The sequence below is a fragment of the Bacillus sp. SIMBA_005 genome (assembly GCF_046535585.1).
GTDB lineage: Bacteria > Bacillota > Bacilli > Bacillales > Bacillaceae > Bacillus > Bacillus pumilus.
Window position 1 is genome coordinate 91,805 of the sequence record NZ_JAWRWI010000004.1, and the last position, 12,500, is coordinate 104,304.

General features: G+C 42.5%; 15 protein-coding genes. 2 read left to right on the forward strand and 13 right to left on the reverse strand.

Annotated elements, in window-relative coordinates:
* Positions 1–14: 14 nt before the first annotated feature.
* From SB660_RS07675 to mce, 3 genes are read right to left on the reverse strand one after another with little or no spacing between them, the layout of a single operon-like run.
* The gene (locus SB660_RS07675; protein ID WP_058014730.1) at positions 15–1,136 is read right to left on the reverse strand and encodes a M20/M25/M40 family metallo-hydrolase; all 1,122 of its coding nucleotides are present in this window, start codon (positions 1,134–1,136) and stop codon (positions 15–17) included.
* Between the two features lie 16 nt (positions 1,137–1,152).
* Positions 1,153–2,622 (reverse strand): acyl-CoA carboxylase subunit beta, encoded by a 1,470-nt coding sequence (locus SB660_RS07680; protein ID WP_410582016.1) that lies wholly within the window; start codon positions 2,620–2,622, stop codon positions 1,153–1,155.
* Entirely contained in the window at positions 2,609–3,031 is a 423-nt protein-coding gene (gene mce / locus SB660_RS07685) for a methylmalonyl-CoA epimerase (protein ID WP_180310544.1), read from the reverse strand. Before mce ends, SB660_RS07680 begins: the two co-directional genes overlap by 14 nt.
* Before the next feature lie 114 nt (positions 3,032–3,145).
* Here mce and SB660_RS07690 point away from each other — a divergent pair, with 114 nt between their 5' ends.
* Positions 3,146–3,226, forward strand: coding sequence for a hypothetical protein (locus SB660_RS07690; RefSeq protein ID WP_257736823.1), 81 nt, complete (start codon positions 3,146–3,148; stop codon positions 3,224–3,226).
* A gap of 38 nt (positions 3,227–3,264) precedes the next feature.
* On the opposite strand, the gene SB660_RS07695 is transcribed toward SB660_RS07690, so the two are convergent.
* The 6 genes from SB660_RS07695 to SB660_RS07720 form a co-directional block, all read right to left on the reverse strand.
* A complete protein-coding gene (locus SB660_RS07695; protein ID WP_058014727.1) occupies positions 3,265–3,774 on the reverse strand; it encodes a L,D-transpeptidase in 510 nt (169 codons plus the stop codon).
* Positions 3,775–3,827: 53 nt separating this feature from the next.
* Positions 3,828–4,781, reverse strand: coding sequence for an aromatic acid exporter family protein (locus SB660_RS07700; protein ID WP_061408485.1), 954 nt, complete (start codon positions 4,779–4,781; stop codon positions 3,828–3,830).
* 120 nt (positions 4,782–4,901) lie between these two features.
* Positions 4,902–5,624 carry an arginine ABC transporter ATP-binding protein ArtM gene (gene artM, locus SB660_RS07705; protein ID WP_003215712.1) on the reverse strand — a complete coding sequence of 241 codons (723 nt, stop codon included), beginning with the start codon at positions 5,622–5,624 and terminating at the stop codon, positions 4,902–4,904.
* Positions 5,617–6,273 (reverse strand): arginine ABC transporter permease ArtQ, encoded by a 657-nt coding sequence (artQ, locus tag SB660_RS07710; RefSeq protein WP_003215691.1) that lies wholly within the window; start codon positions 6,271–6,273, stop codon positions 5,617–5,619. Before artQ ends, artM begins: the two co-directional genes overlap by 8 nt.
* Positions 6,274–6,399: 126 nt before the next feature.
* On the reverse strand, positions 6,400–7,164 hold the full coding sequence (locus SB660_RS07715; RefSeq protein ID WP_012010505.1) for a transporter substrate-binding domain-containing protein: 765 nt from the start codon (positions 7,162–7,164) through the stop codon (positions 6,400–6,402).
* A 195-nt stretch (positions 7,165–7,359) separates the two neighbouring features.
* The gene (locus SB660_RS07720) at positions 7,360–7,797 is read right to left on the reverse strand and encodes a BrxA/BrxB family bacilliredoxin (RefSeq protein ID WP_169057025.1); all 438 of its coding nucleotides are present in this window, start codon (positions 7,795–7,797) and stop codon (positions 7,360–7,362) included.
* 170 nt (positions 7,798–7,967) lie between these two features.
* Between SB660_RS07720 and SB660_RS07725 the strand changes: the two genes are divergently transcribed.
* The gene (locus SB660_RS07725; protein ID WP_180310542.1) at positions 7,968–8,861 is read left to right on the forward strand and encodes a YegS/Rv2252/BmrU family lipid kinase; all 894 of its coding nucleotides are present in this window, start codon (positions 7,968–7,970) and stop codon (positions 8,859–8,861) included.
* 15 nt (positions 8,862–8,876) lie between these two features.
* On the opposite strand, the gene SB660_RS07730 is transcribed toward SB660_RS07725, so the two are convergent.
* The 4 genes from SB660_RS07730 to SB660_RS07745 all read right to left on the reverse strand — a co-directional run bounded on the left by SB660_RS07730 (position 8,877) and on the right by SB660_RS07745 (position 12,499).
* Positions 8,877–9,170 (reverse strand): YesK-like family protein, encoded by a 294-nt coding sequence (locus tag SB660_RS07730; RefSeq protein WP_410582021.1) that lies wholly within the window; start codon positions 9,168–9,170, stop codon positions 8,877–8,879.
* A gap of 65 nt (positions 9,171–9,235) precedes the next feature.
* The gene (locus SB660_RS07735; RefSeq protein ID WP_180310541.1) at positions 9,236–10,492 is read right to left on the reverse strand and encodes a dihydrolipoamide acetyltransferase family protein; all 1,257 of its coding nucleotides are present in this window, start codon (positions 10,490–10,492) and stop codon (positions 9,236–9,238) included.
* A gap of 18 nt (positions 10,493–10,510) precedes the next feature.
* Entirely contained in the window at positions 10,511–11,494 is a 984-nt protein-coding gene (locus SB660_RS07740; protein WP_003215848.1) for an alpha-ketoacid dehydrogenase subunit beta, read from the reverse strand.
* A 12-nt stretch (positions 11,495–11,506) separates the two neighbouring features.
* Entirely contained in the window at positions 11,507–12,499 is a 993-nt protein-coding gene (locus tag SB660_RS07745; RefSeq protein ID WP_050943786.1) for a thiamine pyrophosphate-dependent dehydrogenase E1 component subunit alpha, read from the reverse strand.
* Position 12,500: the final 1 nt, after the last annotated feature.

Here is a 12,500-nt window from a genome sequence, read left to right on the forward strand (position 1 = left end):
AGAGTCTCCTGCCTTTACGATGGATTTGTCGTTTCTTCGATAATGGCGAGAACCATTTCAGCTGTTTTGACTAATTCTTCAATCGGCATTTTCTCATTTTTCGTATGAATATCTTCATATCCAACAGCTAGGTTGACAGTTGGGACGCCGTTTCCTGCAATGACGTTTGCATCACTGCCTCCGCCGCTCGTCTGTAGTTCTGATGGACGGCCAATTTTCGCAGCCGCTTTTTTCGCCACTTCTACCACTTGATCGCCGTGAGAGAATTTGAAGCCTGGATACATGATGTCAATGTGTACATCGGCACTTCCGCCCATTTCTTTAGCGGTTTTTTCAAAGGCTTCTTTCATCTTCGCTACTTGCGCTTCCATTTTTGCAGGTTCTAAAGAGCGTGCTTCAGCAAGGATATCGACTTGATCGCACACAATATTCGTTTGCGTTCCGCCTTCAAAACGGCCGATATTCGCCGTTGTTTCTTCATCAATTCGGCCAAGCGGCATACTAGCAATGGCTTTTGATGCAATGGTAATCGCTGACACACCTTTTTCAGGCGCGACACCTGCGTGAGCTGTTTTTCCGTAAATGGTTGCGCGTACTTTCGCCTGTGTTGGCGCTGCAACGATAATGGTTCCGACCTTGCCATCTGAATCAAGGGCATAGCCGTATGCCGCTGTCATCAACTTTGGATCTAACGCTTTTGCTCCGACAAGTCCTGATTCCTCACCTGCTGTGATGACAAATTCAATCGTTCCATGCGGTAAATTCTTCTCTTTCAGCACACGGATTGCTTCAAACATTGCCGCAAGTCCTGTTTTATCGTCAGCACCTAGAATAGTTGTTCCATCTGTTTTCACATAGCCGTCTTCAATGACCGGCTTTACACCATTGCCCGGAACAACTGTGTCCATATGAGAAGTGAAATAGATGGTATCAGCCTCTTGAGTACCTTCCAGTGTACAGATGAGGTTGCCTGCACCGTGGCCTGTTTTCGCTTTTGAGTCGTCTTCCACCACTTTTAGTCCAAGCAGCGAAAATTTTTCTTTTAAGACTTCCACAATTTTCTCTTCGTGTTTTGTTTCGGAATCAATCTGAACAAGTTCTAAAAATTCGTCTAATAAACGTTTTTCATTGATCATGATACTGCTCCTCCTCTTATAGCGGCATGTTGCCATGCTTTTTTAACGGTCTTTCTTCTTCCTTCCTGCGAAGCAAATCAAATGAGCGAATCAATCGTTCTCTCGTTTCAGACGGCATAAAAATATCGTCTATCAGCCCTGCCTGAGCCGCTTTTAATACACTTGGCTTCGTTTCAACCTCGCGCGAATCAGGATGAACGATTTCGTCTGCGAACATTTTCCCCATCACATCAATTTCTGCCGCTGGCCATGCATAAACAAAATCAGCGCCTAAGCCCTTGCTATTCATTGCGACATATGCTCCGCCAAACGCCTTTCTTAAAATCACTGTGATTTTTGGAACGGTCGCTTCAGCGTATGCATATAAAAGCTTTGCACCGTGACGGATAATTCCCGCATGCTCGGCTTTCTCACCTGGTAAAAAACCAGGGACGTCTACAAGCGTTAAGATCGGAATATGAAACGCATCGCAAAATCGAATAAACCTAGCCGCTTTATCAGCCGCATCAAGGTCAAGGCTTCCTGCCAGCACCTTTGGTTGATTGGCAACTACACCAATTGAAGCCCCTTGTAATTTCGCAAACCCTGTGACGATATTTTTTGAGAAACAAGGCTGCGTCTCAAAGAATGAGCCTGAATCGATGATGGCTGTCACCACTTGTTTGACATCATAGGTGCGTGATGGATCCTTTGGCAAGATGCTGCCTGGATCAGCTGCGTCTTGCTCACTCGTTTTCGCATCCATGACAGTCTGTTGTTTCGTTGGTATGTACGTTAAAAGTGTTCGAACCGCTTTTAACACGTCTTTCTCATCTTTCCCAGTATAGTGCACATTCCCGCTTGTCTGATGCTGGACACTTGCACCGCCAAGACGGTCAGGACAGACCGTTTCTCCTGTTGCCTTCTCTATGACTTTCGGACCTGTTAAAAACATATGAGCTGTCTGTTCTGTCATGAACACAAAATCGGTCAAGGCAGGAGAATAGACTGCTCCTCCAGCACAAGAACCTAAAATAACGGATATTTGCGGGATTTGACCGGAGTACAGCACATTCCGTTTAAAGATCTGTCCGTATCCTTCTAATGATACCACACCCTCTTGAATTCTCGCACCACCTGAGTCTTTTAGACCGATGACCGGCATCTGATTCTTAGCTGCGAGATCCATGAGAGAAGCAATTTTTTTAGCATGTATTTCGCCTAAAGACCCTCCATGCACTGTTGCATCTTGTGCATAAACACATACTGGCCTTCCATGAATGAGTCCAGTTCCAGTGACGACGCCATCACCGACATGCTCTGACATGCTGCCTGTTGCAAATGCTTGAATTTCCATGAAGCTGCCCTCGTCAAGAAGTTCATGCAGCCGCTGACGAACCGATAGTTTTCCTTTGTTCCGGTGCGCAGCTGCACGTTTCATGCCACCGCCCATGAATGCTTTTTCGCGCCATTTCGCCAAATCATTGAACGATTCATTCATTGCCATGCTCCTCTCCTTTCAAGGGCTCGCACAATTCAAATAACACACCGGACGTTTCTTTCGGTGAAATAAATGCAATCCGCTTCCCGCTCGCGCCTATCTGTGCTGATTGTTGGAGAAGCTCCACGCCAAGATGATCAAGACGGTTAAGGTCCGCCTGTATGTCACCTGACTTTAACGCAATATGATGAAGTCCCTCTCCCCTTTTGGTTAAAAAGGTATGTAGTTTGCTGCTGCCGGACATCGGTTCAATTAATTCAATGTGCACATGATCAAGTGAAGCGAAAGACGCTTTAACCTCCTGTTCAGGAATCTCTTGTATGTCTGAAAAATGCCAGTTAAACAGCTGTTGAAGAATGCGAGATGTATTTTTTATAGAAAAGACTGCAATGGCAATATGGTCGATTTGATTCATCCGTTCACTTCCTTTGTTGATCACTTGTCGCATTTGAAAAAACGAGCTAGAATAAAGAAAGGTGCGTTCGTCGCAAAAAATCTTCGGTTATAGGGGTGCGATATGTCTCAGAAAATGATGAAATTCATGGTATTGCTCATGATTAGCCTGCTGCTAATATCTTCACTTTTAGCAGGAGCGGCAACCTTTTTATAAGATTTCAATAAAAGCAGACAAGCAGGTGATTCGTTCAATCAACGAATGGCCTGTTTGTCTTTGGCAAGCTTTTCAAATGAATCGCTTGATGTTGTAATCCATACTTTTGTCCCAACCGGAAGCTGGTCAAATAGAAGCTCTACATCGTGATTATGAAGTCTCACACATCCTGCCGTGATAAATTTCCCAATCGTTGTTTCGTCACTCGTCCCATGAATTCCGTATGTTCTGCCATCTGTTCCTCGTGCATCAAATCCAATCCATCTTCTGCCGAGAGGGTTATTCTTCGCACCGCCTTCGATATTCTTTTTTCTGTAATAGGGATCTTTCGCTTTGATCATAATGGTAAATTCCCCTTCTGGCGTTAAATCTGACGTTTTCCCTGTTGAAGCAGGATATATTTTTTGGATTTTCCCTTGATCAATATAGGCAAGTTCATTTGTTTGTTTATTAATAATGACATACGGGTCTCCTGGAAGCGGGTTTTGTCCGAGCGGCCAGATTGGTGAAAGGGACATGGTCAATACGGTATAAATTAAAAGACGCATAGGCTCCTCCTTTTTTCATTAGATTGACCAATGAAGGAGGAACTCATGCGTCTCTATTCTTTCATCCCTTTAAAATAGCTTTTCAGTACTAAATATTGTTCCATTTCTCCAAGGAAATGAAACAGTGCAGCTCTTGCCTCAAACTCTTCTCTTGTTTGCGGCAGCGGTAGCTTATCGAACTCTTCTTTCATATCAATGAGGCGCCTTAAGAACTTATGTGCCGTGTTCCCTGGGTGAATATGTTCACGTAAGTCTCTAATGTATTCCGCAATGATTTGTCCATGCTCTGTTGTAATGGAAATGGACGTGATCTTCGGAAGCACACGCTCGATGATTTCGAATTGCTTTTGCCTCATATTGAAATAATGATAATACAGGTTTTCATGTCTTAACACATGGTTTTCAACATCACGATATGCAAGAGCTTTTGCTTCTTTAATCAATTGATGTGTCTCTGGTATTTCTTTGCCTGTCCAGTCTTGTTTCCCTGTCATTAAGTATTGTTCGATTTCCTCAAAAATTTTTGCGAAGTTGGCTTCAATCTGTTCGCTGTAGCGTTTAAGCTTTTTATCAACACTTGGCATATACAGGTTCATGATCAGTGCCACGCCAACACCAATCGTAATCAGCAGCAGTTCATTCCAAATGAGGTGAAGGGTAATCCCGCCGGACATGTATAAATGGAGGATGATGACTGAACTTGTGACAATCCCTTCTTTAATGCGAAGCAATACGGTTGTCGGAATAAAGACAAGCAGCATCAGACCAATTACAAAAGGATGATACCCAATCAGATCGAAAAATAGATAAGAAAATAAAATGGCAAGACTGCATGCGGCAAAGCGGGCGCCCGATGCAAGAAGCGACCGTTTCTTTGTCACCTGAATACACAGAATCGTAATAATCCCGGCAGCGGAATAATTTTGAAGGCCAAGCAGTTGCGCAATATAAATGGCGATCGCTGTTCCTAATGCTGTTTTCAGCGTTCGGTAACCGATTTTAAACATGATGTGAGTCACTCTTTTCTGTCTTGTTTCTATTCACTTATTGTGAAATGATGAACTTTTTTACTTTACCCATTATAATCAAAAAAAGAAGGAGATGTTAAGTCTCCCTCTCTTTTTTCTTTATAATATTTTTTGCAAGAAATCTTTCGCGCGCTGTGACGACGGTGATTCAAAGAATTGCACAGGGTTTGCATCCTCTACAATTTTCCCATCGTCCATAAAGATCACGCGGTCAGCCACTTCTTTTGCAAAGCCCATTTCATGTGTGACGATCACAAGCGTCATTCCAGATTGAGCCAGCTCTTTCATGACCTCTAGCACTTCCTTGACCATTTCTGGATCTAGTGCAGACGTTGGCTCGTCAAACAGCATGATGTCTGGTGTCATCGCAAGCGCACGTGCAATTGCGACACGCTGCTTTTGACCACCTGACAAGCGGTTCGGAAAATCATCTTTTTTCTCTAAAAGCCCTACCTTTTTCAGCAGATCTTCAGCTTGTTTGATGCTGTCTTCCTTCGATTGATTCTTCACATTCATTGGCGCATATGTGATATTTTCCAGCACCGTTTTATGCGGAAACAAATGAAAATGCTGAAACACCATTCCGATGTTCTCACGCACTTTGAGTGCATTGGTTTTTGGGTTTGTGATTTCGGTATCCTGAATCGTAATGACACCAGAAGTCGGCTTTTCAAGCAAGTTGATGCAGCGAAGAAACGTCGATTTTCCTGAACCAGATGGTCCAATGACTGCGACAACTTCCCCTTCTTTAATGGTGGTGTCAATCCCTTTTAATACTTCATTTTTACCAAAAGATTTTGTGAGTTTCTCTATGTTAATCATTTGATTTTAACTTCCTTTCCACCGATTTGCCGACAAAGGTGAGAACAAGCACGATGACATAATAGATGAGACCCGCAAAAATAAGCGGTTCAAGATAATTATACGTGACGGCACCTGCTTGATAGGCTCGTCTCATGACATCTCCCAGTCCAATGACTGTTACAATTGCTGATTCTTTTGTCAGTGTAATCGTTTCGTTCACAAGTGCAGGTGAAATATTTTTAAATGCCTGCGGAAGCAATAAGTCCTTCATCATTTTAGCATAAGGGATGCCTAAAGCAACGGCTGCTTCTTTTTGACCTTTATCAATGGCATTAATACCAGCACGAATAATTTCAGATACGTATGCAGCAGAGTTTAGTGAAAATGCCGCTACAGCAGCCCAGTATTGATCGATTTGAAACCCGAGAAGCTGAGGCAGACCGAAATAAATAATGAGCAATTGAAGCACAAGCGGTGTGCCTCGGAAGATGGATGTATAAAAATCCGCAAGCCAAATGAGCGGCTTAAATACACTAATTTTGCAAAGCGTTAATAAAATCCCTAAGATAAATCCAAGAAAAAGTGATACCACTACAATAGAAAGTGTGACCTTAAGCCCTTCTAAAATAAAGGGCATCTGAGGTATTACATCTTTAAAATCTAACATGACAGTCTCCTTTTTTATGCCTTCATACGAAATCAAAAAATAAAACAGGAAAAAAGTTCAACATGAGTTGAACTTTTCAGCGCTTTCTACTGGATTTTCGTGAATGACGCTGATCCTTTTCCTGACTTATTTTTCATCAGCAAACCATTTTTTAATTAATTTATCAAGTTCGCCATTGTCTTGCATTTCTTTTAATGATTTATTAAATTTAGCTGTTAAGTCGCTATTTTTCTTGAATGCAATGGCTGAACCTTCATTTGAACTATTCAATCCAAATGCTTGGAAGTCTTTTTCTTTTTTCAAATAACCAGCAGCTACTTTATCTTCAATAATGGCTGCATCAAAACGACCTGCTTTGATTTCTTGAATGATATCAGAGATTTTATTACGGTCTTCCACTTTTAAGTTATATTTCTTTTGCAAACCGTTTGCTTCATCCTGCTGAATTGAACCTAATTGAACGCCGACTGTTTTATCTTTTAAGTCTTTCTCTGTTTTCATTCCGCTAGATTTCTTTGAGACAACTAAGTTTTTAGCATTGTAATAAACATCAGAGAAATCTAATTGTTTTTTACGTTTTTCTGTAGGGGTCATGCCTGCAAGGACGATATCAGCTTTATTTGTTTTAAGAGCTGATACAAGGCTTGCAAAATCCATATCTTGAATTTCTAGCTTGTAGCCGTTCTTTTTCGCTAGTGCTGTAGCAAGATCAACATCAAAGCCGACAATTTTATCTCCGTCTTTTGATTCAAATGGCGGATAATCTGCTGATGTCGCCATAACGAGTGTTTTGTCATCTCCTGATGCGTTTGAATTATTAGAAGAAGTTCCGCAAGCTGCGAGTGCAGCTGCAAGACCAGCTGTCATAAGTAATAATAACCACTTTTTCATAAGATAATGCCTCCCAGTATTTAAAATCATGTATTGTTTTGAATATTTATTCACTATAATGTATTTTAAACACTTTCTTTTTAAGATGCAATAGTATTTTGCTAAAATTATTTTGATTCAATGGTCTTATAAAACAAAAAGCAGACCGATCTAAAGACCGGACTGCTTTATATGTCATCATTCAAACGTCACATGTTAAATTTCTTCGCAATGCTCATCGAATGCAGCTTGAAGCTTTGACACGACTTCCATTGGCTCGTGCCCTTCAATTTCATGACGCTCGACCATTTTGATGATCTTTCCATCTTTTAATAATGCAAAGGATGGTGAAGATGGCGGGAAGCCTTCAAAGTATTCACGGGCTCTTGCTGTTGCCTCTTTGTCTTGTCCAGCAAACACTGTCAGCAATTGATCCGGGCGCTTATCGTAATGAACAGAATAGCCTGCAGCTGGTCTTGCAATACCGCCAGCACATCCGCATACTGAATTCACCATGACAAGTGCCGTGCCTTCTTTAGACAAGGCTTCATCCACTTCCTCAGCTGATGTAAGCTCAGTATAGCCAGCCTGTTTGATCTCTTCTCTCGCTTGTTTCACAATATCATTCATAAATAAATTAAAATCAATATTCATTGTCCGTCCACTCCTTTAGCATGCCAAAACCATTTTAACAACATCATATCAAGGAAAACGCCTGCGGGCAAATGTGTTGTCTTTTCATTCCACACTTTTTCTGAACATCGTTTATACGCCGCAAAATTGGGGAAAAGTGATGATAAAGAGATGAAAGGGAGAACTGCGTGATGGCACAATTTAAAAAAGCGATGCTCATTTATAATGGAAATGCTGGACAAAAAAACATGGAAAAAGTTCTCGGTCAAACAGTACCTCTTCTTTCTCTACATATTGATGAACTCATTCTTAAACCAACAAAGCAGCCAAATGATGCTTATGAATTCTGTCGTACAATTGATGAGACGATAGAATTACTTATCATATTAGGCGGAGATGGAACCGTGCATGAATGTATGAATGGCATCGGTGGTTTAGAAAAAAGGCCAGCTGTAGCGATTTTACCAGGCGGGACATGCAATGACTTTTCTAGAACGCTTGGTATTCCGCAACAAATGCAGAAAGCCGCTCAAATGATTGTAGACGGCGTAGAAAAAAAGGTCGACTTAATCAAGGCAGAAGATCGATACTTGTTAAACTTTTGGGGCATCGGCCTCATTGCAGACACGTCCAACAATATTAATGATAAGGAAAAAGCTGTACTCGGCAAAATCAGCTACTTCACAAGTGCCCTGCGCACCTTGCAGCAAACAGATCCTTTTCACGTACGAGTTGAAACAGAGGAGGAAAGCTGGGAAGAAGAAGCCGTCATCGTTCTTGTTATGAATGGACATTTCATCGGGACAAATAAAATTGATTTGCCGAGAGCAGCGATTGATGATGGAAAAGCAGAAATCTTAATTTGCAGAAATACGAGCTTCTCTGCTCTAAAAGAGATCTTTTCTATGAACCGGGAAGAACTGGAGGATTTCACCGGCGACCTCTCTCTCATTCAAGCATCCAGTATTCAGATCCACACAAAAGAGGAAATGGATGCTGATACAGATGGCGAAGTGTATATGACAGCACCAGCTTCTTTAGAAGTGTTAAAACAGCATTTGACCTTTATTGTTCCAGCAGAATAAAGAAAACGCCCGAGATCATTCTTTTTCGGGCGTTTTTTTGATATAGCGTCTGTATAAATATTCAAGTGCATATCCGAGCAGCGTTCCGGTAAGAAGAGAAATTCCTAAAAGGCTATTCGCTGCTCCTTTAAATCCACCGACAAGCAGCAAGCAATACAAAACTTTAATAATAGAAACGATTGATATGATCAGTAGTAATCTTTCAGGATGATTGCGTGATTTAGAAATATATCGAAGAAAAGCGAACGCAATTGCTGTGATAAACATGAGTCCAATCGTTAAAAATGCAAAAAAGTCTAGTCCAGACATATCATCGCTCCTTTCTCATCATGGGGAAATCCCCCTCTCCATAGCGGGAGGGGGACATTCTTGTTTTAGTAAACAGATGTCTGCTCGTCAATGCCTTCAAGGATTTGTTTAATCCGTTGAAGGAATCTGCCGCATACAAGACCATCAAGTACTCTGTGATCTAATGAAAGACAAAGGTTAACCATGTCTCTTGCTGCAATCATACCATTTACAATCACCGGACGCTTCACGATCGATTCTACTTGTAAAATCGCCGCTTGCGGATAATTGATGATTCCCATAGATTGTACTGAACCAAATGATCCCGTGTTGTTTACAGTAAAGGTGCCGCCTTCCATGTCGCTTTGCTTCAGCGTACCTTGTCTCACCTTGGAAGCAAGCTCATGAATTTCCTTGGCGATGCCTTTAATCGTTTTTTCATCTGCATCCTTAATAACTGGAACAAAAAGAGCGTCATCAGTGGCAACAGCAATCGAGACATTGATTGCTTTCTTTTGCACAATTTTATCTCCAGCCCACATGCTGTTCATTTCCGGGAATTCCTTTAAGCCCTGAGCCACTGCTTTGACAAAGAACGCAAAGAACGTCAAATTAAAGCCTTCTTTTGCTTTAAATTGGTCCTTGAGCTGATTTCTTCTAGTCACAAGGTTTGTTACATCAACTTCCATCATCGTCCATGCATGCGGAATTTCATGTTTGCTTCTCAGCATATTTGCCGCAATCGCCTGCCTGATTGGCGTGACTGGCAGTTCAACATCACCAGGCATTGTAGAGATGGAAGGAGCCGCTTTTGGTTTTGATGGCTGCACAGGCTCTGGCTTGACCGCCTGTTCAGTGACAGGTGCTGCCTTCTCTTGCATGCCGCCGCTTTCAATAAGCTGTAGTAAATCTTTTCTTGTAATTCGTCCGCCTGCTCCCGTTCCTTGCACTGCCGCTAAATCAATGCTGTGCTCATCAGCTAAACGAAGGACTGCTGGAGAGTAGCGTTTTTTTTGACTTTGATTCTCTTTTGCTTGATCTGCTTCGGGAGCTTCACTTTGCTCAGGTGCGGCTTCTTCTTTCGCACTTTGCTGCGAGCTGCCTTCTACTTCAATTTCACAGAACACTTCTCCTACTTGCAGTGTATCGCCTTCTTCAGCTGATAGCTTTGTTATCGTTCCTGTAAAAGATGACGGGACTTCTGCGTTCACTTTATCCGTCATGACTTCCGCAATAGGATCGTATTTATTCACATGATCGCCAGGTGAAACGAGCCATTTGCTGATGGTTCCTTCTGTTACACTTTCACCTAACTGAGGCATTTTCATTTGTTCAATTGCCACTTGAAACCCTCCTCTTTCTTAAAACGCCGCTAGCTCTCTCATTTCAGCTTCTACCTTATCTGGGTTGACCATAAAGAATTTTTCCATCGTCGGTGCATAAGGCATTGCCGGGATTTCTGGTCCAGCTAGACGTTTGATTGGTGCGTCTAAATCAAATAAGCAATGCTCTGATATGATCGCCGCTACCTCACTCATGATGCTGCCCTCTTTTGTATCTTCCGTTAGAAGAAGCACTTTGCCTGTTTTTGATGCCGCTTCAATAATGGCTTCCTGATCAAGCGGGTACACTGTTCTCAAATCGAGAATATGCGCAGAAATGCCGTCTTTTGCAAGGCGGTCTGCTGCTTGCAGCGCAAAATGGACGCAGAGGCCATATGTAATGACCGTGATATCATCGCCTTCACGTTTCACATCTGCTTTTCCAATAGGGAGTGTGTAATCCTCTTCAGGCACTTCTCCTTTAATGAGACGGTAGGCACGTTTGTGTTCAAAGAACAATACAGGATCTGGATCTCGCACCGCAGCTTTTAAAAGACCTTTTACATCATAAGGTGTAGAAGGCATGACAATCTTCAAACCAGGCTGGTTGGCAAAAATCGCTTCAACTGATTGTGAATGATAAAGCGCCCCGTGAACTCCGCCCCCATAAGGTGCACGGATGACCATCGGACAGCTCCAATCGTTATTTGAGCGGTATCTAATTTTCGCAGCCTCTGAAATGATTTGGTTAATGGCAGGCATGATAAAATCCGCAAATTGCATCTCAGCAATTGGGCGCATTCCATACATCGCGGCTCCAATCCCTACACCAGCAATGGCTGATTCTGCAAGAGGTGTATCCATGACGCGCGCTTCTCCGAATTGCTCATAGAGACCCGCTGTCGCCTTAAATACGCCGCCCTTTTTCCCGACATCCTCTCCGAGCACAAACACTTTCGGATCTCGCTCCATTTCTTCTTTCATCGCCAGTGTAATGGCGTCTATATATGACATAACAGGCATTTTTCTTCCCCCTTACTCCGCATACACGTAACGAAGTGCGCTTTCAGCATCAGCATAAGCAGCGTTTTCCGCTTCATCAGTAGCTTCGTTTACGATTTGCATGATTTCTTTTGTCATCTCTTCTTTCATTTCTGAAGTCATGACGTTTCCTTCGGTTAAATACGTTTCATATTGGATGAGCGGATCTTTCTTTCTCGCTTCAAGCACTTCTTCTTTTTCTCGATAGCTTGAATCATCGTCATCACTTGAATGCGCAGTTAAACGGTAAGAGATCGTTTCAATCAACGTTGGTCCTTCGCCTCTTGCCGCACGGTCTCTCGCTTCTTTGACAGCGGCATATACTTCAAGCGGATCATTGCCATCAACAGTTACGCCAGGCATTCCGTACCCAATCGCACGGTCTGAAATGCGTTCACATGCTACTTGTTTGTCATAAGGTACGGAAATCGCGTACTTATTATTTTCACACATGAAAATAACAGGCAGCTTATGCACAGCAGCGAAGTTAGCACCTTCGTGGAAATCACCTTGGTTTGAAGAGCCCTCCCCAAACGTAACAAAGCTGACAAAGTTTTTTTGATCTAGTCGTCCAGCAAGTGCGATCCCCACTGCATGAGGAACCTGCGTTGTAACAGGTGAAGATCCTGTCACAATTCGATTTGATTTCTGTCCAAAATGCCCTGGCATCTGTCTTCCGCCTGAGTTTGGATCGTCTTGTTTTGCGAAACCTGACATCATTAAATCTTTTGCTGTCATTCCAAATGCGAGGACAACCCCCATATCACGGTAGTAAGGTAAGACGTAATCCTCTTCTCTATTAAGAGCGAAAGCAGCACCGACTTGCTGCGCTTCCTGCCCTTGACAAGAAATGACGAATGGAATTTTACCAGAACGGTTTAAAAGCCACATCCGTTCATCAATTTTTCTTGCTAGAAGCATTGTTCTATATATATCAATTGCTTGTTCATCAGATAATCCTAATTCATGATGACGCATGTTACTCATC

What these genes read in the sequence shown, in the direction of transcription:
- SB660_RS07680 (WP_410582016.1), bottom strand. Translation starts at nt 2,622, where the DNA reads ATGGCAATGAATGAATCGTTCAATGATTTGGCGAAATGGCGCGAAAAA.
- SB660_RS07720 (WP_169057025.1), bottom strand. Translation starts at nt 7,797, where the DNA reads ATGAATATTGATTTTAATTTATTTATGAATGATATTGTGAAACAAGCG.
- SB660_RS07725 (WP_180310542.1), top strand. Translation starts at nt 7,968, where the DNA reads ATGGCACAATTTAAAAAAGCGATGCTCATTTATAATGGAAATGCTGGA.
- mce (WP_180310544.1), bottom strand. Translation starts at nt 3,031, where the DNA reads ATGAATCAAATCGACCATATTGCCATTGCAGTCTTTTCTATAAAAAAT.
- artM (WP_003215712.1), bottom strand. Translation starts at nt 5,624, where the DNA reads ATGATTAACATAGAGAAACTCACAAAATCTTTTGGTAAAAATGAAGTA.
- artQ (WP_003215691.1), bottom strand. Translation starts at nt 6,273, where the DNA reads ATGTTAGATTTTAAAGATGTAATACCTCAGATGCCCTTTATTTTAGAA.
- SB660_RS07695 (WP_058014727.1), bottom strand. Translation starts at nt 3,774, where the DNA reads ATGCGTCTTTTAATTTATACCGTATTGACCATGTCCCTTTCACCAATC.
- SB660_RS07740 (WP_003215848.1), bottom strand. Translation starts at nt 11,494, where the DNA reads ATGCCTGTTATGTCATATATAGACGCCATTACACTGGCGATGAAAGAA.
- SB660_RS07690 (WP_257736823.1), top strand. Translation starts at nt 3,146, where the DNA reads ATGATGAAATTCATGGTATTGCTCATGATTAGCCTGCTGCTAATATCT.
- SB660_RS07675 (WP_058014730.1), bottom strand. Translation starts at nt 1,136, where the DNA reads ATGATCAATGAAAAACGTTTATTAGACGAATTTTTAGAACTTGTTCAG.
- SB660_RS07730 (WP_410582021.1), bottom strand. Translation starts at nt 9,170, where the DNA reads ATGTCTGGACTAGACTTTTTTGCATTTTTAACGATTGGACTCATGTTT.
- SB660_RS07715 (WP_012010505.1), bottom strand. Translation starts at nt 7,164, where the DNA reads ATGAAAAAGTGGTTATTATTACTTATGACAGCTGGTCTTGCAGCTGCA.
- SB660_RS07745 (WP_050943786.1), bottom strand. Translation starts at nt 12,499, where the DNA reads ATGAGTAACATGCGTCATCATGAATTAGGATTATCTGATGAACAAGCA.
- SB660_RS07700 (WP_061408485.1), bottom strand. Translation starts at nt 4,781, where the DNA reads ATGTTTAAAATCGGTTACCGAACGCTGAAAACAGCATTAGGAACAGCG.